Annotated in this window: 26 protein-coding genes; 19 read left to right on the forward strand and 7 right to left on the reverse strand. The window is 64.9% G+C overall.

All coding sequences use genetic code 11. The features are described from left to right. Entirely contained in the window at window positions 1–1689 is a 1689-nt protein-coding gene (locus ACIQXM_RS10015; protein ID WP_400931009.1) for a DHA2 family efflux MFS transporter permease subunit, read from the reverse strand. Between the two features lie 169 nt (window positions 1690–1858). On the opposite strand from ACIQXM_RS10015, the gene ACIQXM_RS10020 reads away from it, so the two are divergent. From ACIQXM_RS10020 to ACIQXM_RS10050, 7 genes are all read left to right on the forward strand, one after another. Further along, window positions 1859–3382 carry an aldehyde dehydrogenase family protein gene (locus ACIQXM_RS10020; RefSeq protein ID WP_400931011.1) on the forward strand — a complete coding sequence of 508 codons (1524 nt, stop codon included), beginning with the start codon at window positions 1859–1861 and terminating at the stop codon, window positions 3380–3382. Window positions 3383–3448: 66 nt separating this feature from the next. After that, complete coding sequence (gene adhP, locus ACIQXM_RS10025) at window positions 3449–4459, forward strand: alcohol dehydrogenase AdhP (protein WP_400931880.1); 1011 nt, start codon at window positions 3449–3451, stop codon at window positions 4457–4459. Continuing rightward, window positions 4459–4893 (forward strand): DUF779 domain-containing protein, encoded by a 435-nt coding sequence (locus tag ACIQXM_RS10030; RefSeq protein WP_400931013.1) that lies wholly within the window; start codon window positions 4459–4461, stop codon window positions 4891–4893. The genes adhP and ACIQXM_RS10030 overlap by 1 nt, the downstream gene beginning before the upstream one ends. 167 nt (window positions 4894–5060) lie before the next feature. Further along, window positions 5061–5459 carry a hypothetical protein gene (locus ACIQXM_RS10035; protein WP_400931015.1) on the forward strand — a complete coding sequence of 133 codons (399 nt, stop codon included), beginning with the start codon at window positions 5061–5063 and terminating at the stop codon, window positions 5457–5459. A 263-nt stretch (window positions 5460–5722) separates the two neighbouring features. After that, window positions 5723–6028, forward strand: a complete 306-nt coding sequence (locus ACIQXM_RS10040) for a DUF4193 domain-containing protein (RefSeq protein ID WP_400931017.1) — start codon at window positions 5723–5725, stop codon at window positions 6026–6028. A 5-nt stretch (window positions 6029–6033) separates the two neighbouring features. Beyond that, entirely contained in the window at window positions 6034–6684 is a 651-nt protein-coding gene (locus ACIQXM_RS10045) for an NTP transferase domain-containing protein (RefSeq protein ID WP_400931019.1), read from the forward strand. Window positions 6685–6832: 148 nt separating this feature from the next. Then, on the forward strand, window positions 6833–8017 hold the full coding sequence (locus ACIQXM_RS10050) for a TerC family protein (protein WP_400931021.1): 1185 nt from the start codon (window positions 6833–6835) through the stop codon (window positions 8015–8017). 73 nt (window positions 8018–8090) lie between these two features. Here ACIQXM_RS10050 and ACIQXM_RS10055 read toward each other — a convergent pair whose 3' ends face one another. After that, complete coding sequence (locus tag ACIQXM_RS10055; protein WP_400931023.1) at window positions 8091–8729, reverse strand: hypothetical protein; 639 nt, start codon at window positions 8727–8729, stop codon at window positions 8091–8093. Between the two features lie 100 nt (window positions 8730–8829). Here ACIQXM_RS10055 and ACIQXM_RS10060 point away from each other — a divergent pair, with 100 nt between their 5' ends. Then, a complete protein-coding gene (locus tag ACIQXM_RS10060) occupies window positions 8830–9600 on the forward strand; it encodes a glycosyltransferase family A protein (RefSeq protein ID WP_400931025.1) in 771 nt (256 codons plus the stop codon). On the opposite strand, the gene idi is transcribed toward ACIQXM_RS10060, so the two are convergent. Next, window positions 9555–10118: an isopentenyl-diphosphate Delta-isomerase gene (idi, locus tag ACIQXM_RS10065; RefSeq protein WP_400931027.1), complete on the reverse strand. Its 564-nt coding sequence runs from the start codon at window positions 10116–10118 to the stop codon at window positions 9555–9557. The genes ACIQXM_RS10060 and idi overlap by 46 nt on opposite strands. 35 nt (window positions 10119–10153) lie before the next feature. On the opposite strand from idi, the gene ACIQXM_RS10070 reads away from it, so the two are divergent. From ACIQXM_RS10070 to ACIQXM_RS10095, 6 genes are read left to right on the forward strand one after another with little or no spacing between them, the layout of a single operon-like run. Beyond that, the gene (locus ACIQXM_RS10070; RefSeq protein WP_400931030.1) at window positions 10154–11221 is read left to right on the forward strand and encodes a polyprenyl synthetase family protein; all 1068 of its coding nucleotides are present in this window, start codon (window positions 10154–10156) and stop codon (window positions 11219–11221) included. Window positions 11222–11224: 3 nt separating this feature from the next. Further along, window positions 11225–12136, forward strand: coding sequence for a phytoene/squalene synthase family protein (locus ACIQXM_RS10075; protein ID WP_400931032.1), 912 nt, complete (start codon window positions 11225–11227; stop codon window positions 12134–12136). Continuing rightward, the gene (crtI, locus tag ACIQXM_RS10080; protein WP_400931034.1) at window positions 12133–13824 is read left to right on the forward strand and encodes a phytoene desaturase family protein; all 1692 of its coding nucleotides are present in this window, start codon (window positions 12133–12135) and stop codon (window positions 13822–13824) included. The genes ACIQXM_RS10075 and crtI overlap by 4 nt, the downstream gene beginning before the upstream one ends. Next, complete coding sequence (locus tag ACIQXM_RS10085) at window positions 13824–14162, forward strand: lycopene cyclase domain-containing protein (RefSeq protein WP_400931036.1); 339 nt, start codon at window positions 13824–13826, stop codon at window positions 14160–14162. Before crtI ends, ACIQXM_RS10085 begins: the two co-directional genes overlap by 1 nt. Further along, window positions 14159–14548 carry a lycopene cyclase domain-containing protein gene (locus ACIQXM_RS10090; RefSeq protein WP_400931038.1) on the forward strand — a complete coding sequence of 130 codons (390 nt, stop codon included), beginning with the start codon at window positions 14159–14161 and terminating at the stop codon, window positions 14546–14548. Before ACIQXM_RS10085 ends, ACIQXM_RS10090 begins: the two co-directional genes overlap by 4 nt. Window positions 14549–14583: 35 nt before the next feature. Further along, the gene (locus ACIQXM_RS10095; protein WP_400931882.1) at window positions 14584–15432 is read left to right on the forward strand and encodes a prenyltransferase; all 849 of its coding nucleotides are present in this window, start codon (window positions 14584–14586) and stop codon (window positions 15430–15432) included. Window positions 15433–15648: 216 nt separating this feature from the next. On the opposite strand, the gene ACIQXM_RS10100 is transcribed toward ACIQXM_RS10095, so the two are convergent. Then, window positions 15649–17139 (reverse strand): catalase, encoded by a 1491-nt coding sequence (locus tag ACIQXM_RS10100; RefSeq protein WP_400931040.1) that lies wholly within the window; start codon window positions 17137–17139, stop codon window positions 15649–15651. Between the two features lie 33 nt (window positions 17140–17172). Continuing rightward, the gene (locus ACIQXM_RS10105) at window positions 17173–17622 is read right to left on the reverse strand and encodes a Fur family transcriptional regulator (RefSeq protein ID WP_400931042.1); all 450 of its coding nucleotides are present in this window, start codon (window positions 17620–17622) and stop codon (window positions 17173–17175) included. Window positions 17623–17730: 108 nt separating this feature from the next. Between ACIQXM_RS10105 and ACIQXM_RS10110 the strand changes: the two genes are divergently transcribed. After that, window positions 17731–18486 (forward strand): alpha/beta fold hydrolase, encoded by a 756-nt coding sequence (locus ACIQXM_RS10110; protein WP_400931044.1) that lies wholly within the window; start codon window positions 17731–17733, stop codon window positions 18484–18486. Further along, on the forward strand, window positions 18483–19244 hold the full coding sequence (locus ACIQXM_RS10115) for an esterase/lipase family protein (protein ID WP_400931046.1): 762 nt from the start codon (window positions 18483–18485) through the stop codon (window positions 19242–19244). Before ACIQXM_RS10110 ends, ACIQXM_RS10115 begins: the two co-directional genes overlap by 4 nt. A 55-nt stretch (window positions 19245–19299) precedes the next feature. Here ACIQXM_RS10115 and ACIQXM_RS10120 read toward each other — a convergent pair whose 3' ends face one another. After that, complete coding sequence (locus ACIQXM_RS10120; protein WP_400931048.1) at window positions 19300–20043, reverse strand: MBL fold metallo-hydrolase; 744 nt, start codon at window positions 20041–20043, stop codon at window positions 19300–19302. Window positions 20044–20186: 143 nt separating this feature from the next. On the opposite strand from ACIQXM_RS10120, the gene ACIQXM_RS10125 reads away from it, so the two are divergent. From ACIQXM_RS10125 to ACIQXM_RS10135, 3 genes are all read left to right on the forward strand, one after another. Further along, the gene (locus ACIQXM_RS10125) at window positions 20187–21458 is read left to right on the forward strand and encodes an MFS transporter (RefSeq protein ID WP_400931050.1); all 1272 of its coding nucleotides are present in this window, start codon (window positions 20187–20189) and stop codon (window positions 21456–21458) included. Window positions 21459–21609: 151 nt separating this feature from the next. Further along, window positions 21610–22482, forward strand: a complete 873-nt coding sequence (gene htpX / locus ACIQXM_RS10130; RefSeq protein WP_400931052.1) for a zinc metalloprotease HtpX — start codon at window positions 21610–21612, stop codon at window positions 22480–22482. Between the two features lie 51 nt (window positions 22483–22533). Then, a complete protein-coding gene (locus ACIQXM_RS10135; RefSeq protein ID WP_400931054.1) occupies window positions 22534–23250 on the forward strand; it encodes a histidine phosphatase family protein in 717 nt (238 codons plus the stop codon). 402 nt (window positions 23251–23652) lie between these two features. Here ACIQXM_RS10135 and ACIQXM_RS10140 read toward each other — a convergent pair whose 3' ends face one another. Continuing rightward, window positions 23653–24144 (reverse strand): YajQ family cyclic di-GMP-binding protein, encoded by a 492-nt coding sequence (locus ACIQXM_RS10140; RefSeq protein WP_290169697.1) that lies wholly within the window; start codon window positions 24142–24144, stop codon window positions 23653–23655. Between the last annotated feature and the right edge of the window lie 46 nt (window positions 24145–24190).

Below are 24190 nucleotides of genomic sequence, written 5' to 3' on the forward strand. Positions count from 1 at the left end.
CTAGCCGTGCCGCGGTCGTTCCCCGTCCCGCGGCGGCGACCCGCCGTCGGTTTGCGCGGCATCCTGCGGCCCGTCCTCGGGCTGAGCCTGGGGTCCCGACACCGGGCGGATCCGCAGACTGGTCAGCAGCCCAATCAGCAGGGCCGCAGCGGCAATCCACCCGGCCAGGGACGCGCCGTCGGTCATGGCTGCACGGGCGGCATCGGCAATCGGGGCGGTCTGCGGATCAGCGGCCAGAGCGGCGATGCTGCCGCCGGAGCTGGCGTTGACCGAGTCCACGAGGGGAGCCAGCATTGGGTTCGCCCCCACGTCGTCGGCCAGCCGGGACTCGGTGCCCTCCTTCAGCGTGGTGAAGAACGCCGTGCCCAAAACAGCGATGCCCAGGGCGGACCCGGTCTGCCGTGCGGTGCTTTGAGTTGCGGACCCTTGTCCGCTGCGGGCCACCGGAACCTCGGCCAGGACCACTGACGTGAGCTGTGCGGTTGCCAGCCCCACGCCCATTCCGTAAACCAGCAGGATCGGCGAGGTCAGCCACGCCGTGCTGTCGGGGCGCAGCAGCAGGGCCAGCGAAGCGATGGCCACGATTTCCAGGCCCAGGCCGATGCGGACCACCAGGACGGGGGAGAGCCGGCGCGAGAGTGCCGCCACCGCGCCGCTGGCCAGGAAGGAACCGACGGCCAGGGGAACCAGGGCCAGCCCTGCCTGAAACGCCGAGTAGCCCAGCACGTTCTGGAACCACAGCGGCAGCGACAGAATCAGGCCGAATTCCCCGAAACTGACAATCAGTGCCGTGACGTTGCCGTTGGCGAAGGAAGGAATCCGGAACAGCGAGAGGTCCAGGATGACGCCTTTGCCCTCGTTGGTGCGCTTGTGCTCCCAGAGGATGAAGGCGGTCAGTGCAAGAACGGCAACAAGGAAGGCCAGCGGAACCGGCGACAGGCTGCCCACGGTGAAGGGGGCGTCGTCGTCGGCGTTCCACCAGCCGTAGCTTCGGCCCTCGATCAAGCCGAACACCAGGGAGCCGAACCCCAGAATGGACAGCAGTGCCCCCACAATATCCAGGCGCTGGAGCGCACCTGTGACGGGTTCGGAGGATTCCGCCACGAACAGCAGGAGTCCCACGGCCACGAGAATCCCGATTGGCACGTTGATTCCGAACGCCCACCGCCAGCTCGCGTGCTCGGTCAGCCATCCGCCGAGCAGCGGCCCAACTGCTGCCATCCCGCCGATGGTTGAGCCCCAGACAGCAAAAGCGATTCCGCGCTCGCGGCCGGTAAAGTTGGCGTTGAGCAGTGCCAGCGTGGTGGGCAGGATCATCGATCCGCCGAGTCCCTGGAGCGCACGCCCGGCAATCAGCAGGCCGCCGCTGCCGGCAAATGCGCACAGGACGCTTGCCACCATGAAGATGATGATGCCGATGAGCATGATCCGCCGCCGGCCCACCCGGTCCGCTATCCGGCCCCAGGTCAGGAGCAGGGCGGCAAAGAGGAGGGTGTAGATTTCCTGCACCCACTGGATCTGCGTGCTGGAAATCCCCAGGTCAGCCACGATCGAGGGAATGGATACGGACACGATGGTGGCGTCCATGATGATGATGGCCACGCCCAGGCTGATGGCCACCAAACCCCACCAGCGGTAACGAAGATAGCGGTCCGCTGCGGCGGGTTCTGAATTCGGGAGCTGAGTCATTCGCGTTCCTTCGGGGCCAGGAATACTTTACTCAGGCAACCATAATGCCCGACGCCGCCGCACGGCACTGCGGCGCGGCTGTCCTTTCGCCATGCAACCTTCGTGCAACGTCCGGTTCCGTACTCTCGGGGTACGCCAGACATCGACGTCACGACTTCAGGGAGCAAACATGACCGTATATGCGCAGCCCGGCACCGAGGGATCCAAGCTCTCCTTCAAACCCCGATACGAGAACTGGATTGGCGGCGAGTGGGTGCCGCCGGTCAAGGGCGGCTACTTCGAGAACGTTTCTCCCATTACGGGCAAGGTGTTCTGCGAAGTTGCGCGGGGCACCTCCGAGGATATCGACCTGGCACTGGACGCAGCGCACAAGGCGGCTCCGTCCTGGGGCAAGACCTCCGTGGCCGAACGGGCGCTGATCCTGAACCGGATCGCGGACCGCATGGAGGAAAACCTTGAGCTGCTTGCCGTCGCCGAAACCTGGGACAACGGCAAGCCGGTGCGTGAGACCCTCGCCGCGGACATGCCCCTGGCAGTGGACCACTTCCGCTACTTCGCCGGAGCGGTCCGCGCGCAGGAAGGCACGCTCTCCCAGATTGATGACAACACCACGGCGTATCACTTCCATGAGCCGTTGGGTGTGGTGGGACAGATCATTCCGTGGAACTTCCCGATCCTCATGGCCGTCTGGAAGCTGGCCCCCGCGCTCGCCGCGGGCAACGCAATTGTCCTCAAGCCGGCCGAACAGACCCCGGCCTCGATCATGGTGCTCATGGAGCTGATCTCGGACATCCTGCCCGCCGGAGTGCTCAACGTGGTCAACGGGTTCGGAGTGGAAGCCGGCAAGCCGCTGGCATCTTCCAAGCGGATCCGCAAGATCGCTTTCACCGGGGAAACCACCACCGGCCGCCTGATCATGCAGTACGCCTCACAGAACCTGATTCCCGTCACCCTGGAGCTCGGCGGCAAGAGCCCAAACATCTTCTTTGCGGACGTCGCTCAGGAGGATGACGCGTTCTATGACAAGGCGCTGGAAGGGTTCAACATGTTTGCCCTGAACCAGGGTGAAGTATGCACCTGCCCCTCCCGGGCCCTGGTCCAGGAATCAATCTATGACTCCTTCATGTCCGACGCCCTTGCCCGCACGGCACAGATCATCCAGGGCAACCCGCTGGACACCAACACCATGGTGGGTGCCCAGGCTTCCAATGACCAGCTGGAGAAGATCCTCTCCTACATGGACATCGCTGCCCAGGAAGGTGCAAAGGTGCTCACCGGAGGTGAACGGCTGATGCTCGACGGCGACCTCGCCGGCGGCTTCTACGTTCAGCCCACGGTGTTCGAGGGCACCAACAACATGCGTATTTTCCAGGAGGAGATCTTTGGGCCGGTAGTGTCCGTGACCCGGTTCTCCGACTACGGTGAGGCCCTGGCCATCGCCAATGACACCCTGTACGGCCTCGGCGCCGGGGTCTGGTCCCGCAACGGGAACACGGCCTACCGCGCAGGCCGGGACATCCAGGCCGGCCGGGTCTGGGTGAACAACTACCACGCCTATCCCGCCCATGCGGCTTTCGGCGGCTACAAGTCCTCCGGCATCGGGCGCGAAAACCACGCCATGATGCTGGACCACTATCAGCAGACCAAGAACCTGCTGGTCAGCTATGCCGAAAACAAGCAGGGATTCTTCTAAGCCTGCTGCTTCGTCCCACGCCCGATAAACCCCTTTATCTATGGAACGGACACGAAAATGACACAGATGAAAGCAGCAGTCGTCAACGAGCTGGGCAAGGAACTGAGCGTGGAGGATGTGAGCGTGCCGGAGCCGGGGCCCGGGCAGGTTTTGGTCAAGCTGGTGACCACCGGCGTCTGTCACACCGACCTGCATGCAGCCCAGGGTGACTGGCCGGTCAAGCCCGCTCCGCCGTTCATTCCCGGCCATGAAGGAGTGGGTGAAGTTGTCTCGGTGGGAGAGGGCGTGACGGACATTGCCGTGGGAGACATGGTCGGCAACGCGTGGCTGTGGTCCGCCTGCGGTGCCTGCGAATACTGCCGTACCGGATGGGAAACGCTGTGCGAGCAGCAGCAGAACGGCGGCTACTCAGTCAACGGATCCTTTGGCGAGTACATGCTGGTTGACGCAAAATTCGCCGCCCGCATTCCCAAGGGTGCGGACCCGGTGGAGATTGCGCCGGTGCTCTGCGCCGGAGTGACCGTCTACAAGGGCCTGAAGGTCAGCGAAGCCCGGCCCGGACAGTGGGTGGTGATCTCCGGAATCGGTGGACTGGGCCACATTGCGGTCCAGTACGCCAAAGCCATGGGTTTGCGCGTTGCCGCGGTGGACGTCGCTGACGACAAACTGGAGCTGGCCAAGTCCTTCGGGGCCGAAGTGGTGGTCAACGCGCTCAACGAGGACCCCGTTGAGGCCATCCAGGACAAGATTGGCGGCGCCCATGCCGTCCTGGTCACTGCCGTGCATCCCTCCGCTTTCGGTCAGGCTATCGGCATGGCCCGCCGCGGCGGAACCATCGTGTTCAACGGTCTTCCCCCGGGAGATTTCCCGGCACCGATCTTTGACATTGTGCTCAAGGGGCTGACCATCCGCGGCTCGATCGTGGGCACCCGGCAGGACCTCGCCGAGGCCATCGACTTCTATGACCGGGGCCTAATCCATCCAAAGGTGAGCACCCGGGCCCTCGACGAAATCAACGCCGTGATGGATGAGCTGGAACACGGGAAGGTCGACGGACGGGTGGTTGTTCAGTACTGATGATGCCGAACCAGGAAAGCGGCCGGGGTTCTTCGGCACTACCAGCAGGAGCGGTCCTGGAAGCTGCCGTCACGCTGCCCGGGGAGAACTTCTCCCGGGTAGCGCTGACGGTTGAAGCCCAGCAGCTCCTCCTGAAGCTGAGGGAACAGCACGGGCCGCTGATGTTTCACCAATCAGGGGGCTGCTGTGACGGCTCGTCGCCCATGTGCTATCCGGACGGGGATTTCATTACCTCGGAAGCGGATGTCCTGTTGGGAACCTTCGAGCTGACGCCCGGAGAGCGTCTGGACTTTTGGATGTCCCTGGAACAGTTCGAATACTGGAAGCACACGCACCTGACCGTGGACGTTGTCACGGGCAGGGGGAGCGGGTTTTCCGTTGAAGCTCCGGAGGGCAAGCGGTTCCTGATCCGCTCCCGCCTCATGGGTTCCTGACCGGGAAACAGGGCCGCAGCATGCCGGTCCCGGGCGGGGTGAACACAGCAGCCGCCAAGCATAGTAAGGTTGCTGTTGATTCTTCCGCTTACGGCGGTAGTGTGCATATGAACAACGGTTCTGACGGTATTCGCAATGCCCCTTAGCGGGCAGGATTGAGGAAAACCATGGTTAAGAAGTTCGTATTTCTCGCCGGTATGGGCGTGGGCTACCTGGTCGGCTCCAAGGGCGGCCGTGAAAAGCTGATGGAACTGTGGAAGGACCCCAAGGTTCAGGACACGGTTTCCCATGGCACCGACTGGGCCAAGGAGAAGGCTCCGGGACTGCAGGAAAAGGTTACCGAGGTCGCTTCCACGGCCAAGGACAAGGTCTCGCACTCCTCCGATTCCGGAAAGCCGGCATCAAGCGCATCCGCCGGTTCCAGCAGCAGCTCCGCCGCTGCGTCCGGTTCCACCCCTGCCGCAGCCGAGGCCAGCGGAACCAGTGCCACCGGCAACGGTTCCTTCACGACGGGCGGCCAGCACACCATGACGCCCGCAGAGGTGCAGCCCGAACCCAAGAAGTAAACCTCATATCCGCATCGGTGCTGCACTGATGCGGGAGGGCGCCGGTTTAACGGCAGCGTGATGTCCCCGAAGGGGTGCTCCGGTAACGGAGCGCCCCTTCGTCGCGTCCCGGGCGCGTTTGACGTGGCAGAACACACATATTCGGCCTGCGGCGAATATCGGCCGATTGTTGGCCCGCATGGCAGGAGACCCGCCTTCCATCCGTTACGATCGAGGCCGGATCCGAAGTTACAGCAGAAGAAAAGGAGTGTGAGCCAACAAAAATGGCAACTGATTACGACGCACCGCGCAAGACCGAGGACGACGGAGCCTCCACGGCTTCCCTCGAAGAACTGCAGGCCCAGCGCAGTGTGACCCCGTCCGCCACCGCCGTGGACGTGGACGAGACCGATGCCGCCGAGAACTTTGAACTCCCGGGCGCGGACCTGTCCGGCGAGGAACTGCTGGTTCGGGTGGTCCCTGCACAGGATGACGAATTCACCTGTGCCTCCTGCTTCCTCGTTCGCCACCGCTCACAGGTGGCCCTCGAGAAGAACGGCATGAAGTACTGCTCGGACTGCGAAGGCTAAATACAGTGCCTGCCCCGATAGCCGGACTTGTCCTGGCGGCCGGGGCGGGCGCCCGTCTCGGGGTTGGCCCCAAAGCGTTGTTGTCCTTTCGGGGCAGGCCCCTGATCGAATACATCCTCACCCAGCTGGACCATGGCGGCTGTGCCGGTCTCACCGTGGTCCTGGGGTCGCAGGCTCCCCAGGTATGTGAGTTCGCTCAACTGGGCGCTGCCCGCACCATGCTGAATCCGGACTGGCAGAGCGGCCTGGGCTCGTCCTTCCGCTGCGGGGTGGAAGCGTCACTGGCTGACAACCCGGAGACTGCGGGCCTGTTGGTGGCCCTGGCCGACCAGCCCGGCATCACTGCCGCCGCCGTCGCCCGCCTGATCGGAGCGCACCGCACCGGACGCATCACGGCGGCCGGTTACCTTCAGGGCGGCTCAAACGTTCTCCGCCGCGGGCATCCCCTCATTTTCGACCCGGAACTGGCAACCGCAGCAGCAGGCACGGCCTTCGGCGACTCCGGTGCCCGTGCCTATCTGCAGGCCAATCCATCCCTGATCGACGTCGTGGACTGTTCGGACCTGGGCCACGGGCGGGATGTGGACACGCCTGCGGACCTATCGCTGCTGGGTGTCGCCGCGCCGAAGTGGCAAGACCAGCGAAAGTACAGTTAGACTGAACCCTTCGTAGGGGAGTATCCACCTCGCCGACTTCCGTCAACACGTTGGGCACCGAAGCCCCAGCCGGAAGCGGCGGGCACCCATTCACAAGGGCGCCGGAGAGACCTATGGTTCTTTCACGACCCTACGAAAGTGGATACCCATGACTGTTTCCCCCTTGATCTGGGGAGTGACGATCATCGTCATTCTGGGCCTGCTGGCCTTCGACTATTTCTTCCACATCCGCAAGGCCCACATTCCAACGCTCAAGGAAGCCGCCGTCTGGTCGGCAATCTATGTGGGCCTGGCCGTTCTCTTCGGAATCCTGGTCCTGGTTTTCAGCGGACCCACGGACGGCGCTGAATACTTCGCCGGGTACATCACCGAGAAGGCCCTTTCAGTGGACAACCTCTTTGTCTTCCTGATCATCATGGCCAGCTTCCGGGTTCCGCGCGAGGATCAGCAGAAGGTGCTGCTGTTTGGCATCGTGTTTGCGCTGATTGCCCGCACCGGCTTCATTTTCCTGGGCGCGGCACTGATCAACTCCTTCTCCTGGGTGTTTTACATCTTCGGGCTGATCCTGCTGATTACCGCCGGGAACCTGCTCAAGCCGGAGGGGGACAAGGACGAAGCAAATAACTTCATCATCCGCATCGCCAAGCGGGTCCTTCCCACCACTGACCACTACGACGGCGACAAGCTGTTCACGATGGAAAACGGCAAGAAGGTCCTGACCCCCATGCTGCTGGTGATGGTGGCCATCGGCGGAACCGACATCCTGTTCGCCCTGGACTCCATCCCCGCGATCTTTGGCTTGACCCAAAGCACCTTCATTGTCTTCACCGCTACGGCCTTCTCCCTTATGGGCCTGCGTCAGCTCTACTTCCTGATCGACGGACTGCTGGACCGCCTGATCTACCTCTCCTTTGGCCTGGCCGCAATTCTCGCCTTCATCGGCGTGAAGCTGGTGCTGCACGCCCTGCATGAGAACACCCTCGGCTTCATCAACAACGGCCAGCACGTGGAGGTTGTTGAGATCAGCACGGGACTGTCGCTCAGCGTCATCATCGGCATCCTGGTGATCACGGTCATCGGCTCGCTCGTCAGCCCGGCGGGCAAGGCACAAACAGCCGTCAACAACGCCCGCCGGCATGCCAACGCCTATCTGGACCTGTCCTACACGGCAGACGAGGGCGAACGCGAGCGCATCTACGCCGCCCTCTGCGAGGAGGAACGGCAGATTTCCCAGATGGACAAGAAGTACCGGGACAAAGTGAAGGACATCGAGGACATCCGCGCCGAGGTGGCCCGTGCCCATGGCGCCCATGAGAAGTACATCCGCAACTAGCTTTTGCACCTAACGCATTTCACGGAAGAGCCGGCGCCGCACTGAGGCGCCGGCTCTTCTCCTGTGCTGCTCCTCAGCTCCGAAGGCGGCGCAGCGGCCGCGGGTTCTCCCGAAGCGTTGACCTGCCGTGCGTGCCCGAACGGAGCGCCGACACGCTCATGACGATTCCCGCAAGGAGCGAACCAAGGCCGCCGGCAGCCAAATCACCCATGGTGTCCTGGTAACCGACGTTGATGGTGGAATCCACGTAGGAATGTCCCCACCATTCGCCGAGTTCCCACAGGACACTTACCGCCAGCCCTAGGGACAGGACCAGGACCGGAACTGTGAAACGTCCCAGGGCAGGCGCTGCACGGTCCGCCGGAAAGGGCACCGCATCGAGCCTGGCGAGCAGGAAGTACGTCATGGCGGCAATCACGGCGGTCGCGGCGAAATGCACCGGAAGATCCCACCAGCCCACGCGCTCATAAAGATTCAGGACACTGCTCCAGGCCGCAGCCAGCAGTGTCAGGCCGTAAATTCCGTCAAAGAGCCGGGAAATGTCCAGGCAACGGGAAACGAGTGTCCCCATGAGAACCAGCAGGAACAGGGCCACATCCACCGGTCCGTGCCAGAGGGCGGCAGCGGCGAGACTAAACACGCACAACAGCCGGACGCCGTCGGCGAAGAACTCTCCTGAACCAGCGGGGCGGCGGAGGAGTGCGTCGATCATGGACTCACGCTATCGCAGCACGCTCACCGGGTGCAGCTAAACGGGGCCGTCCGGCCGCTGCCGCGCGGGGGAAAGAAGAGCTGCGCGCTAGACTTCCTCCATGTCTGCCGTCCTTCCCACAGTCAGCGTGGTGATTCCCTGCCTGAATGACGCAGCCGCCCTGGAAGCCTGCCTGTCCTCCCTCGCCGGGCAATCGATTTCACCCCACGAAGTAGTGGTGGTGGACAACAACAGCACCGATTCCAGCGCCGCAGTGGCCCGCCGGTTCGGTGCCCGGGTGGTCTTCGAAGCGGAGCCTGGAATCCCGGCTGCGGCGGCCGCAGGGTATGACGCGGCGGCCGGCGAGATTATTGCCCGATGCGACGCCGACTGTCTCCTGCCGGCGGACTGGGTTCAGCGGATAGCAGAATCCTTTGCCGCAAAGCCTGCCCTCGGAGCGCTTTCGGGACCGGGTTCCTTCTACGGTTTTCCCAAGCCGGCAGGTGCCCTTCTCAGCGTCCTGTATCTGGGCTCATATTACCTGGCGATGGGCTCGGCGCTGGGCCATCTGCCGCTTTTCGGCTCGAATCTGGCGCTGCGGACATCGGTGTGGAACCAGGTTCGCTCCGAGGTGCACCGGCATGACCCGGAGATGCACGACGACGTTTGCCTGAGCCTGCACCTCGGCCACCGGTATGCCTGCCGTTTTGAACGGTCCCTTGTGGTGGGAATGGCGCCGCGGGCCCTGATTGGAACGGCGAACCTTCGCCGGCGATTCCGACGGGCGTTCCACACCCTGCGCGCGCACTGGCCCGCAGAGGCTCCGTGGGTGCGCTGGCCGCGCCGCTACGCCGGCAGGGAAGAGTTGCCGGCAGCGAAAACCTGCGGATAAAGCAGGGGCAGCTGCAGCACCAGCCAGGGGCTGAACGCCCAGGGAGTCAGCCGTACGGATTCGGCGAGGGCCAGCGGATCAGCCCACTGCCAGTCCATGACTTCGTCCGCCGCGGGCACCGGGTCCGCGTCTGTCACGGCCGTGTAGACCGGGCAGATCTCGTGCTCCACGATGCCGGAGGCGTCCACGGCCCGGTAGCGGAAGTCCGGCAGCCGAAGGGTGAGCTGTTCCGGATCGAGGACAAGCCCGAGTTCACGGCCGGCCCTGCGCAGGACCGCGTCCTGGGTCGACTCTCCCGGTCCCGGATGTCCGCAGAAGGAATTGGTCCATACTCCCGGCCAGGTGAGCTTGCCCAGGGCGCGGCGGGTCACCAGCAACTGGCCGGCCCGGTTGAAGACATGCGTGGAGAACGCCAGGTGCAGGGGCGTGTCCGTGGTGTGGACAGTGGATTTTTCCCGGGTTCCGATGGGCGTGCCATCCGGATCCACAAGAACTACCAGTTCTCCGCGTTGCGCCATTTCTCCTCCGTATATTCACCGTGTTTACTGGACCTATGGAGACCGAACCCCTGCTTGACCCAGCCATCGGACGTGAGCAGGTGGAAAGTGTCCTGCAGGAATTTTTTGGACAGGCGAAGCTTCGCGCGGCCAAACTCAGTCCCAGCTACCTTAGCCTCTGGGAAACACTGGAAAAATCCACGTCCGGCGGCAAGCGGGTCCGCCCGGGCATCCTGATGACCGCGTACCAGCACCTGGGCGGCACCGACACGGAGGCGGCGGCCAGAGTTGGTGCTGCCTTTGAACTGCTGCACACCGCCCTGATCGTGCACGATGACGTCATCGACCTGGATTTCATGCGCCGCGGGCACCAGAACGTCTCCGGCACGTACCGGTCCTTGGCCGAGACTTCCGGGCAGACCGCGGAATCGGCCCGGCATCGCGGCATGTCAGCTGGAATCATTGCCGGGGACCTGGCACTGGTGGGAGCATTCCGGATGCTGGATACCGTGGACACTGATTCGGCGACCCGGCTCCGCCTGGCCGCGATACTCGATGAGGCAGTGTTCGCGTCCGCCGCCGGTGAGCTGATCGACGTCGACTTTTCCTTCTCGCCGGGAGCTCCGCAAATTCCCGAGATCCTGGACATGGAGCGGCTGAAAACCGCGGTGTATTCCTTCGAAGCCCCGCTCCAGGCCGGCGCGGTGCTGGCCGGAGCGGACGACGACGCCGTGACCACCCTCGGTGATTTTGGCCGGGACACCGGAATCGCCTATCAGCTGGTTGATGACCTGCTGGGGGTTTTCGGCAAGGAGAGCGCCACCGGGAAATCGAACCTAAGCGATTTGCGCGAAGGAAAGCGCACGGTCCTCATTGCCCATGCCGCCCGCGGAGAGGCCTGGGCGGAACTCTCACACCTGATCGGCTGCCCGGACCTGACTGCCGAGGAAGCGGACCGTGCCCGGGAACTGCTGATCAGCTCCGGCGCCCGTGATTATGCCCGGTCCCTGGCGGAGGAATACGCAGACCGCGCCCGGTCCCACTTGGACTGTCCATCCATCCCGCCGTCGCTGCGCCTGGTGCTGGAACGCATCGTAGCCGGCGCCGTGAACCGGGGGCGGTAGGGGATGGACCGTGAAAGCGGCCTGGCGCTCTACAACAAGGTGGCAGTTCAAACGGCATCCGTGGTGATCGGTTCCTACTCCACCTCCTTTGGCCTGGCCTCCCGGCTGCTGGATCCCGGGACCCGGCTGCAGATTGAATGCATTTACGCGCTGGTGCGCCTCGCAGATGAAATCGTGGACGGCGTGGCAGCCGCAGCCGATCTGCCGCCTGCCGAGGTGGCCCGGGTGCTGGATGCGCTGGAGGCTGACACCCTGCAGGCCCTGCGCACCGGCTACAGCGTGAACCTTGTGGTGCATGCCTTTGCCCTGACGGCCCGGAGCACCGGCATCACCGAGGAGCTGACAGTCCCGTTCTTCCGTTCCATGCGGGCGGACCTGCTCCGCGCCGAGCACACCGCCGAGTCCTTTGACGACTACGTCTACGGCTCGGCGGAGGTTATTGGCCTGATGTGCCTGCTGTGCTTCCTGCAAGGCACCGAGGTCAGCGAGGACCGCGCCAAACGGCTTCGGGAGGGCGCCCAGCGACTGGGAGCCGCCTTCCAGAAGGTCAATTTCCTCCGCGATCTTGCCGCCGACTTTGACGAACTCGGCCGCAGCTATTTTCCCGGCATCAGCGTGGCGTCCTTTTCGGAGGCCGACAAACACCGCCTGCTGGATGACATCGACGCCGACCTGCTGGTTTCCGGTGCTGCCATCGCCGAGCTCCCGCCGTCGGCCCGCGCCGCCGTCGCGCTGGCGCAGGAACTCTTCAGCGAACTGTCCCGCCGGCTGCGCGCCACCCCGGCCAGCGAACTGCGCAGCACCCGCATCCGGGTGCCCAACCCGGTAAAGCTGCGCATTGCCGCCGAAGTTCTCCTCACTCACCGCGTCCGCCGCCCGGCGCTTCGCCGCACCAAGGCCGGAAGGCAGCCATGACCCGCAGGACCGTTCCCGCACCGCCCCGCACCGCCGTCGTCATTGGCGGCGGCATCACCGGCCTGGCCACCGCTGCGCTGCTGGCGCGGGAAGGTCTGAGCGTCACCATCCTGGAGAAGCAGCCCGTCCCCGGCGGGCGAACCGGGACCTGGCAGAGTGCCGGATTCAGCTTTGACACCGGGCCGTCCTGGTACCTGATGCCCGAAGTCTTCGACCACTTCTTTGCCCTGATGGGCACCTCCGCCGACGAGCAGCTGGACCTGGTCCAGCTCGATCCCGGCTACCGGGTCCTTTTTGAGGGGGCCGAGGAGCCGGTGGACATTGCCGCCACCCGTGCCGAAAACGTCAAGCTGTTTGAATCCCTTGAGCCCGGCGCCGGAGCCAAGCTGGAAAAGTACCTGGATTCCGCCGTGGACGTGTACGACATGGCCAAGAAGCGCTTCCTGTATTCCACCTTCGCTTCCTTCCTGCCCCTGCTGCGTGCCGATGTGCTCAAGCGCGGCCCCCGGCTGGCGCAGCTGCTGCTGCAGCCGCTGAGTTCGTTTGTGGCAGGAAAGTTTACGGACCCACGGATCCGGCAGATCCTGGGTTACCCGGCGGTATTCCTGGGTTCCTCCCCGTTCACCACGCCCAGCATGTATCACCTGATGAGCAGGCTGGACCTGGCCGACGGTGTGCTCTATCCGATGGGCGGCTTCACCCGGCTTATCAGCGTCATTGCTGACCTGGCCACCGCGGAGGGTGTCACCATCCGCACCGATGCCACAGTTACCCGAATCCGCACCGCCGAGCCGGCTGCGGGTCCGGCAGGCCGGGGACGCCTGAGCCGTTTCCGGCGGGGGTCCGCTGCCCGGGCCACCGGCGTCGAGTACACCAACGTTGCCGGGCAGACATTGGTTTTGGATGCGGACGTGGTGGTTTCCGCCGCGGATCTGCACCACACGGAAACCTCGCTGCTGCCGCGGCACCTGCAGACCTATCCGGAAAGCTATTGGAAACACCGTGTTCCAGGCCCGGGCGGGTTGCTGCTGCACCTGGGCGTCCGGGGAGAGCTGCCGTCCCTGGCCCACCACACGCTGCTCTTCACGAAGGACTGGGAAGAGAACTTCGGCAAGATTTTCGGCAAGGAAACCTCCGTGCCGGATCCGGCGTCGCTCTATGTCTGCCGGCCCAGCGCCACGGACCCGGACGCCGCTCCGGAGGGGTTTGAGAACATCTTTGTCCTGGTGCCGGTGCCCTCGGATCCGTCCCTGGGTGCCGGCGGCATGGACGGCGGCGGCGATGAGCGGATCGAGCGGATGGCCGACGCCGTGATCGCCCAGATTTCCGAGTGGGCGAACATCCCTGACCTCGCCGAACGGATCACCGTCCGCAGAACCGTAGGACCGCAGGACTTTGTCTCGGACCTCAATTCCTGGCGCGGAACGCTGCTTGGCCCCGCCCACGTCCTGAAGCAGAGTGCCTTCTTCCGCGGTTCCAACGCCAGCCGCAAAGTGGACGGGCTGCTCTATGCCGGTGGTTCCACGCTTCCGGGCATCGGCCTGCCGATGTGCCTGATCAGTGCCGAGCTGGTGCTCAAGCGCCTGCGCGGTGACACCAGCACTGAAGAGCTGCCGGTTCCGGGCCGCGGCTCCGGCCGGGGTGCCGGAAAGTCCGGCACGTTCCGGGCACCGGGAAGCGGCGCCTAGTGGGGTTTCTCTACCTTCTCCTGCTGCTGGCTTCCATTGGCTGCATGGGGCTTCTGGACCACCGGTTTAAGCTCTTCTTCTTCGCCGACGCGCGTCGGGCAGCACTGGTCACGGTCATCGGACTGGCGTTCTTCCTGCTGTGGGACCTGGGCGGCATTGGGCTGGACATCTTCTACCGCGGTGAAACCCCCGTCATGCTCGGCCTCGTCCTGGCCCCGCACCTGCCCGTCGAGGAGGTCTTCTTCCTGGCCTTCCTCTGCTACCTGACGATGGTCCTGTTTGGCCTGGTCTCGATGGTGCTGCGCCGCGCCGGCTCCCGGCAGGACGTGAACCGGTGACCTACTGGGCGCTGAACGCCGTCTTCCTGATTCCGGCAGCCGCGGTGCTGATCCTCGCGCTGCTGCGCCGCACCGTCCCCGGACCGGGCAGAAAGGGTGTCCTGGCCGCATTGGGGATCACCGCCGTCGTGCTCCTGATCCTGACCGCCGTGTTCGACAACGTGATGATTGCCGCCGGGCTGTTCGGCTACAACCCGGAGCGCATTTCCGGCGCCTTCATTGGCAGTGCCCCGTTGGAGGACTTCGCCTACACGCTGGCTGCGGTCATGCTGCTGCCGGCGCTGTGGATGCTGCTGGGACGCAGGGGATCGCCGGGCAAGCGCGCTGCCGCCGATCCAGCCAACGTCACTGATCAAGCCAACGCGAACACCAAGGAGAACCAGTGAGCACATCAACCCGGACCCCGGGCTCGACGCTGCGGATGCTGCTGGTCTCCTCCCGGCCGCTGTCCTGGGTGAATACGGCCTATCCGTTTGCCGCGGCGTACCTGATCACCACCGGCCGGATCGACCTAACCTGGGTGCTGGGAACCCTGTACTTCCTGATTCCGTACAACCTGGCGATGTACGGGATCAACGACGTTTTCGACTACGAGTCGGACCTGCACAATCCCCGCAAGGGCGGCGTGGAGGGTGCGGTGCTGGACCGCGGATTCCACCGCATCACCCTGTGGGCTGCGCTGGCCACGAACGTGCCGTTCCTCATCGCGCTGGTGCTGCTGGGCAGTCCGCTGTCCTGGCTGGTGCTGGCAATCAGCGTTTTTGCCGTCATCGCCTACAGTGCGCCCGGGCTTCGGTTCAAGGAACGTCCCTTCCTGGACTCGATCACCTCCAGCACGCACTTTGTGTCCCCGGCGGTCTACGGGCTGGTCCTGGCCGGAGCCGTGTTCACCCCCGGATTGTGGGCCGTGCTGGGGGCGTTCTTCCTCTGGGGCATGGCCAGCCAGGCCTTTGGCGCCGTGCAGGACGTGGTGCCGGACCGTGAAGGCGGCATCAGCTCCATCGCGACGGTGCTCGGCGCGAAAACCGTGGTCCGCATTGCGGCCGCTGCCTACCTCGCCGGCGGACTGCTGATGCTGCTGACCCCCTGGCCCGCTTCCCTGGGCGGACTGCTGGCGCTGCCGTACATCCTCAACCTGCTGCCGTTCCTGGGGATCTCCGATGCCGATTCCGAGCGGGCCAATGCCGGCTGGAAGAGGTTCCTGAAGCTGAACTTCCTTACCGGATTCCTGGTGACCATGCTGATCATCTGGTACTGGCCCAACCGCTAGCGCGAGCGGGTTCCGGCAGTGCTCCCCCTCCCACCCGTCCACGCGAGATGGCAGAAAGTGCTTCTCTGAGCGCTGGGGCGTGCACCTTCTGCTATTTCGCGGGGGAGCGTGGGGGAGAGGGAGAGGGAGGGACACAAAAGCGGCCGGCCCCCGAAGGGACCGGCCGCTGCTGTGTGAGGCTGAGCTGCCGGAAACCGGTATCAGCAGGTTACGGAATTACTCCGAAACGCCCACAAACTCAGCCTTTTCGATGGGCGTCGTGTCGCCGGAGGCCAGGTTCAGGCGCAGCTTCTCGCCCAGGGTCGCGTCAACGTTGGTCCAGTACTGGATCGCTGCTTCGCGGATGTGCGGACGCTGCACGCCGGAGACGGCACCGGTGATCGTTTCCAGGAAACGCTCCTTGGCGGCGTCGTCGAACACCTCGCGGTACAGCGTGCCGGCCTGGCCGAAGTCGCTGTCCTCGGAGTGCAGGGTAGCGGCGGCGCGCACCAGCATGCCGTCGCTCTCCCAGGATCCTTCACCGGCACGTGCGGCGTCGGCTACGGGGCCGCCCAGGGTGTTGGGCGCGTAGACCGGGGTCTCGGGGGAGTTGAAGAAGTGGCGCTGGGCGCCGTCCTGCGAGTAGTTGTTCACCGGAGCCTTCGGTGCGTTCACCGGCAGCTGGTTGTAGTTGGCGCCGATGCGGTAACGCTGTGCATCCGGGTAGGAGAAGATGCGGGCCATCAGCATCTTGTCCGGGCTGGCGTCAATGCCGGGGACCAGGTTCGCGGGGGACAGGGCAACCTGTTCGATCTGCGCGAAGAAGTTCTCCGGGTTCCGGTTCAGGGTGTGGGTACCCACCTTGATCAGCGGGTAGTCCGCGTGCGGCCAGACCTTGGTCAGGTCGAACGGGTTGAACCGGTACGTCTTGGCATCTTCGTACGGCATGACCTGCACGTGCAGGTCCCAGGACGGGAAGTTGCCTTCGGCGATGGCCTCGTACAGGTCGCGGCGGTAGTAGTCGGCGTCGGCGCCGGCGATCTTCTCGGCCTCGGCACCGTTGATCTCGTGGTTGCCCTGGTTGGACGTGAAGTGGTACTTCACCCAGAAACGCTCACCGGCGGCGTTGATCCACTGGTAGGTGTGCGAGCCGAAGCCGGGCATTTCGCGCCAGGACGTCGGGATGCCGCGGTCACCCATCAGGTACGTGACCTGGTGTGCGGACTCGGGGGAGTTCGTCCAGAAATCCCACTGCATGTCAGCGTCGCGCAGGCCGGAGCCCGGGAGGCGCTTCTGGGAGTGGATGAAGTCCGGGAACTTGATGCCGTCGCGGATGAAGAACACCGGAGTGTTGTTGCCGACGATGTCGTAGTTGCCCTCGGACGTGTAGAAACGCATCGCGAAGCCGCGGACGTCGCGCCAGGTGTCGGGGGAGCCCTGCTCGCCGGCCACCGAGGAGAAGCGCTGAACGGTGTCCGTCACGGTGCCGGGCTGGAAGACAGCGGCACGCGTGTACTTCGAGACATCTTCAGTGACAACAAATTCACCGAATGCGCCGCCGCCCTTGGCGTGCACAATGCGCTCCGGGATCCGCTCGCGGTTGAACTGGGCGAGCTTCTCGACCAGGTAACGGTCGTGCAGCGCAATGGCTCCGTTGGCTCCGGCGCTCAGCGAGTTGGCATCGCTGCCAACCGGAGTGCCGGTCTGGGTGGTGGTGAAATTCGACATACTCTCTCTTTCTTTCAGGTGATGCTGGGGAAGTCAGGAAGCTTTTGCTGCGCAGTCGGCGCAGAGTCCGCGGTAGAGCACATCCGCAATCTGGATGGTCATGCCGTGGGTGTTTTCCGGGGTGAGGCAGGGCGCGTGTCCGACGGCGCAGTCCACGTCCTCGATCCGGCCGCAGCCGGTGCAGATCGCGTGGTGATGGTTGTCATCCACGCGGGTCTCGTACCGGGCCGGGGAGTGCGGCGGCTCGATTTTCCGCAGCAGCCCGGTCTCGGTCAGGTCCGCCAGGACCACGTAGACCGACTGCAGGCTGATGTCCGGAAGGTCGGTGCGCACTGCGGAAGCGACGTCGTCGGCCACCGCGTGCGGGAACTGTTCGACGGCGGTGAGGACCGCCAGACGCTGTTTCGTGACCCGGCGTCCGTGGGCACGCAGCTCTTCGGACCACTTGGCGGTGGTCTTTGCGGAGGCTGCTGGTGAGGTCATGTCCACCAGCTAACCACTTATTATGAATAATTCATAATAAGACGCGCGGTGGCACACTAGTCTGGTTCAGGTATTCGGGCACGTTGCAACAGAGAGCAGGGGAATCCTTTGGCAGGCACCAAGATGCGGCCGGTCCATCAGCGGGTGCGGGCGGGGGAGTACGACGTCGACATCCGCACCTACGGCGGCGGCGCGGACCACGTGGTGCTGGTGCACGGCATTGGAGCATCCGGGCGCTATTTCTCCCGGCTGGTGGAGGAACTGGCGCGGACTTCCACTGTCCATACCCTGGAGATGCCGGGGTTCGGTTCAACGCCCCGGCCCGACGGCAGTCTGGGGATGGCGGACTTCGCCGCCGTGAACTGTGAAGCGCTGCGGGCCGCCGGGATTGGGCCGGCGCAGTGGGTGGGCCACTCCATGGGGTGCCAGGTGGTGACGGAAATGGCGCTGCAGGCACCGGAGCTGGTCACCTCCGTGGTGCTGCTGGGCCCCACCATTAACCGCGGCGAACGCCATGCCGTGCTGCAGGGTCTGCGGCTGGCACAGGACTGCCTGCGGGAATCTGCTGCCGTCAACTGGATTGTCTTCACCGACTATCTGCGTGCCGGACCGCTGTGGTATCTGCGCACCCTGCCAAAGATGGTGCGGCATCCGCTGGAGGAGCGCATCGGCAAAGTGCTGGCGCCGGTGACACTGGTCCGTGGTGCCAGGGATCCCATTGTGCCTGCCCGCTGGCTGCAGGAACTGGCCGCCGCCCGGCCGGGAGCCGTTGCCGTGGAACTGCCGGGGCAGCCGCACGTGTGCATGTTCACCGAACCGGCCCGGACGGCTGAATTGTTGCGGGAAGCAGCCCTCGCGCGGTGAACCGGAGGCAGCAGAATCCGAAGCGTTGGCGGCGCTGGTTCACCTACGCCCGTGCCTGGGCCGCGGACTATGCGTACGTGGGGTACTGGCAGGTGAACGGTTTCCTGTTCCGGAAGGATCCCGCCAAGTTCTTGACGCCGGTGGGAGGCGCCCGCAAGTCTCCGGTCATCCTCATTCCGGGCGTTTATGAAAACTGGCAGTTCCTCCGCCCGCTGGCCGAGGCGCTCTCCGCGCAGGGCCACCCGGTGCACACGGTGGCACCGCTGGGCTACAACCGCGGCCGGATTGACCGCATGGCGGCGCTGGTCCAGCAGTATCTGGTGGACCGGGACCTGACCGAGGCCGTGGTGGTGGCGCACAGCAAGGGCGGGCTGATCGGAAAGGAGCTGATGCTCCTGCCGGAGGGCAGCCGCAGGATCAAGCGCATGGTCGCCGTCAACACCCCCTTCTCCGGATCGGTGTACGCCACGTTCTTCCTGGTGCCGTCCATCCGTGCCTTCTCGCCGCGGAACAAATTTCTTCGCCGGCTGCAGGACAGCCGGGACATCAATTCCCGCATCACCTCGGTGTACAGCCGCTTTGACCCGCACATTCCGGGCGGCAGCCAACTTCCCGGGGCGCGGAACATACAGCTGGAAACCATGGGCCACTTCCGGCCGATCGGAGATCCCCGGCTGCTGGAGGTCCTGGAGCGCGAACTGGAGGCAGGCGCGGGGGACGGCTCATCAGCCGGCGGCCCGGCGTCCGGCGGTAACTAGGACCCGGGAATGAGGACCCGGAACCTAGGAGCTGGAAGCTAGGACAACCCGGAAGCTAGGAGGCCCCGCGCGCCAGTGCCTGCTCCACGGCCGGCTGTGCCCCCTTCGTCCACGGCTCGCCGTGTCCGGTCAGCAGCGTGCCGGCCCCGGTCTCTGCAAGCCGTTCCAGGGATGCGAGGGCCTGCGGGCTGTTGGCGGTGGCGGCACCGGACACAATCTGCGGGCCCTTTGCCCCCGTGTACGGGTTGAGGGTCACCAGGGAGTCTCCGCAGATCACCACGTTCCGGTCCGGATAATGCAGGGCCACGTGGCCTGCGGTGTGACCCGGGGTGAGGAGGACCCGGGGCTTGCCGGGAAGACTGGGGCCCGTACCGGAGTCCAGGCTGTGCACATCGGTGACGCCGCGGACGTTCAGTGCGCCGGCAAGGGTCATGGCTCCCAGATAGGGGATGGATTTGGGATAGCGGACCGGATAGAGGAACCGCTTGTTTTCATGCTCATACCGGTAGGGGTGCGCGGCAATGTACCGGTCGTCGTCGTGCACCAGGATCGGCGTGCGGAATTCCCTGCGAATGCGGGCTGCGGATCCCACATGGTCAAAATGGGCGTGGGTCAGGACCAGGGCCGTGACGGATCCGGGCCCGTAGCCGAGGTCCCGGACAGCCCGCTGGAGTTCCGGCCACATGCCCGGCAGGCCGGCGTCGATGATGGCGAGCCCGCCCTCGTCCTCCACAAGATAGGTGTTGACATAGGCGTGCTCAATGCGGTGGATGCCCTCCGCAACGTTCCGAATAAACATCTGACCTCCCGGGTAAGACAACAGCGGCGTTCCCCCTATCCTAAGCATGCTGTCTATTAACGCGCACGGTTCCGGCAGGCAGCCGCTGCCCGTCCCGGACCTCCGCGGCCGGACCGGCACCGGCGCCGGTCTAGACTGCTCGGGTGCCCAGACTCCTCGCTGACCTCAGTCCACTGCGTGAAAGCCCCGATTTCCGTCGGCTCTGGACCGGAACGGCGCTTTCCGCCGTCGGCACCCAGCTAACCCTGGTGGCCGTCAGCCTGGAGGTTTACTCGCTGACGCAGTCAAGTTTTTATGTCGGGCTGCTTGGCCTGGTGGGTTTGGTGCCCCTGGTGGTGGCAGGCCTGTACGGCGGATCCATCGTGGACGCCTACGACCGGCGCAAGGTGGCCCTCTTTTCCTCGGTGCTGCTCTGGGGCTCCACCATCGGGATCGCAGCCCAGGCATGGGCGGGCCTGGGCAACATCTGGCTGCTCTATGCGCTGGTGGCCATTAACGCCGGGGCGGGCGGCCTGAACCAGCCTGCGCGCAGTGCCATCATTCCGCGGCTGGTCCGGCCGGAGCTGCTGCCGGCTGCGAATGCCCTAAGCATGATCACCTTCGGCCTGGCTATGACCATCGGCCCGCTGACGGCAGGGGTCCTGGTGGCCCGGGTGGGCTACGGCTGGACCTATACGATCGACGTCGTCACCTTTACTGCCGCCATGTGGGCCCTGTACCGGCTGGACCCGATGCCGCCCGTGGGAGAGGTTCAGAAAGCCGGACTGAAGTCAGTGCTGGAGGGATTCCGGTTCCTGGCCACCAGGCCGAACATCCGCATGACGTTCATGGTGGACCTGGCGGCCATGGTCATGGCGCAGCCCCGTGCCCTGCTCCCGGCGATCGGCGCCGTCCTGCTGGGCGGGGGAGCCACCACGGTGGGTGTCCTGCTGGCCGCCACCGCCGTGGGCGCCTTCCTCGCCGGCCTCTTTTCCGGCCCGCTGGGTGCGGTCCGGAGGCAGGGCCTGGCGGTGCTCTGGTCAGTGGTGGCGTGGGGCCTGTCCGTGTCCGCCTTCGGTGTGGTGGTGGTAATGGCCGGGCACGACGACGGCGCCGAACCCACCGCCTGGCTGATTCCCGCCGCCGTCGCCATGGGCTGTGCCGGCATCGCAGACTCGATCAGCGGAGTCTTCCGCTCCACCATCCTGCAGTCCGCAACCCCGGATGCCATGCGCGGACGGCTGCAGGGCGTCTTTGTAGTGGTGGTGGCCGGGGGACCGCGCCTGGGGGACCTCGTGGCAGGCGTGGACGCATCCTTCCTCGGGGAAGGCTGGGCAGCAGTCATCGGGGGACTGGTTTGCGTAGCGCTGGTGGCTGTCCTGGCCCGGAGCCAGCCGTATTTCGCCCGGTACGACGCCCGGCATCCGGAGCCGTAAGAGTCCGTCGCAGGCCATTGCCCGCACCCGGGCGCTCTGGAACACTCCCACCCTGTGGCGCGTTGATACCGGTGGATAGACTGATGATTCGCGGATCCGTCGTCGTCACCCGCAGTGTTGCGACCAGATCCGCCGAGGAAGGATCACATAAGTGCATCAACATTTCAATGGACTGAAGACAGCCGCCCTGTTCGGGGTGCTCTTCGCCGTGCTGCTGGGCATTGGCGCCCTGCTTTCCAGCGGAACAGGCAACTCCAGCTTCATCTGGATTTTTCTGTTCATCGGGCTGGCCACCACGGCGTACAGCTATTGGAACAGCGACAAGCTCGCCATCCGCGCCATGCGGGCCGTCCCCGTTACGGAAGCCCAGGCGCCGGAGATGTACCGCATTGTGCGTGAACTCTCCGCCCGTGCCGGCCAGCCGATGCCCCGGCTGTACATCTCGCCCACCATGGCGCCCAACGCCTTTGCCACCGGCCGCAACCCCCAGCACGCCGCAGTGTGCTGCACCCAGGGGATCCTGGCACTGCTCAACGAACGCGAGCTGCGCGGGGTCCTCGGCCACGAGCTCATGCACGTCTACAACCGGGACATCCTTACCTCTTCCGTCGCGGCAGCCATCGCCGGCGTCATCACCTCGCTGGGCCAGTTCCTGCTCTTCTTCGGCGGCGGCGACCGCCGCAATTCCAACCCGCTGGCAATGATCGCCATGGCGATCCTGGCTCCGTTTGCGGCTTCCCTGATCCAGATGGCCATTGGCCGGACCCGGGAGTACGACGCCGACGAAGACGGCGCCAGGCTCACCGACGATCCGCTGGCGCTCGCCTCTGCCCTGCGCAAGCTGGAAACCGGCACCCAGCGGGCACCTCTTCCGAACAATGACCAGAGGCTGGTCAACACATCGCACCTGATGATCGCGAACCCGTTCCGCAACGGGGTCCGGGGATTGATGGCCACCCATCCGCCCATGGCCGACCGCATCCGCCGGCTGGAAAACATGGCCGGCCGCCCGCTGGGCTCCTGACCTGCCACGGGATCCCGACCTTGCCCCGGGTTCTGCCGTAGGCTCGGGTCCATGCGTCTGATACTGATCCGGCACGGCCAGACTCCGTCCAATGTGGAACACTTCCTCGACACTGCAGTGCCCGGACCGGGGCTGACCGAGTTGGGGCTGGCTCAGGCGGCGGCCCTGCCGGACGCCTTGGCCGGGGAACCGATCGACGGCGTTTTCGCGTCGAACCTGGTCCGCACCCAGCTCACCGCCGGTCCACTGGCGGCTGCGCTGGGCTTGCCGGTGGAAGTGCGGGACGGCCTGCGCGAGGTCTCCGCGGGCGACTTGGAAATGCGCAATGACCGCGACGCCATCGTCGCCTACCTCAAGACCATTTACAGCTGGGTCAGGGGCGACCTTGACGTGCGAATGCCCGGCGGACCCGACGGCCGGGAAACCTTTGACCGGTTCGACGCCGTCATCGATGAGCTGCGGGCATCCGGGCTGTCTAACCCCGTCATAGTCAGCCACGGCGCGATGATCCGCGCCTGGTCCACCGCCCGTGCCGCGAATACGCCGCCGGACTTCATCGTGGAAAACGCGCTGAGCAACACCGGCGTGGCTGTGATGGAATCCGTTGACGGTGACGGTGACGGCGACGGCGGCGGTGACTGCGAGCGCGGCAGCACAGGCGAGCGCGGCAGCTGGAAACTGCTGACCTGGATGGGGGAAGCCGTAGGCGGCCGCGATCTGCGCGACCACGGCGAAGACGGCCCGGCCGGCGAAGACGTGCAGCTCTAGGAGCAAAACCGGGCCCGGGGCCTCCTTCGTACAGATAACGGGCTGATGAAAATTCCTTCGTACAGATGAAGGGGTCATTCGGTGCTTTGGGGCCCGTTTGAGCCCTCTATCTGTACGAAGGATTCGTGGCAGGCCCGTTTGAGCCCTCTATCTGTACGAAGGATTCGCGGCAGGCCCTTCTGACCCCGGCCCGGGCGGAGCTGCAGACCTGCTGAGGTGCTCCAGCGGGGAATGCAACGCAAAACGATGCCCAGGATGAGCACGTCCAGGCATGAGCACGGTCCGGGCATGACGACGGCGCCGCACCCCCGAAAGGGGAACGGCGCCGTCGTCGTACTCTCGCTGGGCCACAGGACCACTGGGCCATTGGGTCCCGGGGACGGTGAGTGAACCGCGGAAGGCTTAGCGGTAGTTGATGAACTGCAGATCCACGTCCAGGTCGGCGCCCTTGAGCAGTGCCATGGTGGCCTGGAGATCATCGCGGGACTTGGAGGTGACACGCAGCTCGTCGCCCTGGATACGGGAGTTCACGCCCTTGGGGCCTTCATCGCGGATGATCTTGTTGATCTTCTTCGCCTGGTCCTGGGCAATGCCTTCCTTCATGGAGGCTTCAATCCGGTATTCCTTGCCCGAGGCAAACGGCTCCCCGGCATCGAGGGACTTCAGTGAGATGCCGCGCTTGACCAGCTTGGACTGCAGGACGTCCAGGACCGCCTTGACGCGTTCCTCGGAGTTGGCCTTCATCAGGATCTTCTCGCCGCTGAAGTCCACCTCGGCGCCCACGCCTTTAAAGTCGTAGCGCTGGGACAATTCCTTCTGCGCCTGGTTCAGGGCGTTGGCAACTTCCTGTTTGTCGATCTTGCTCACAACATCAAATGATGACTCGCTGGCCATGGGCTCTCCTTGCAGTAGTTGTGTTTCTCCTGCTCCCAGCCTAGTA

This window comes from Arthrobacter sp. NPDC097144, from assembly GCF_044762205.1.
GTDB lineage: Bacteria > Actinomycetota > Actinomycetes > Actinomycetales > Micrococcaceae > Arthrobacter_B.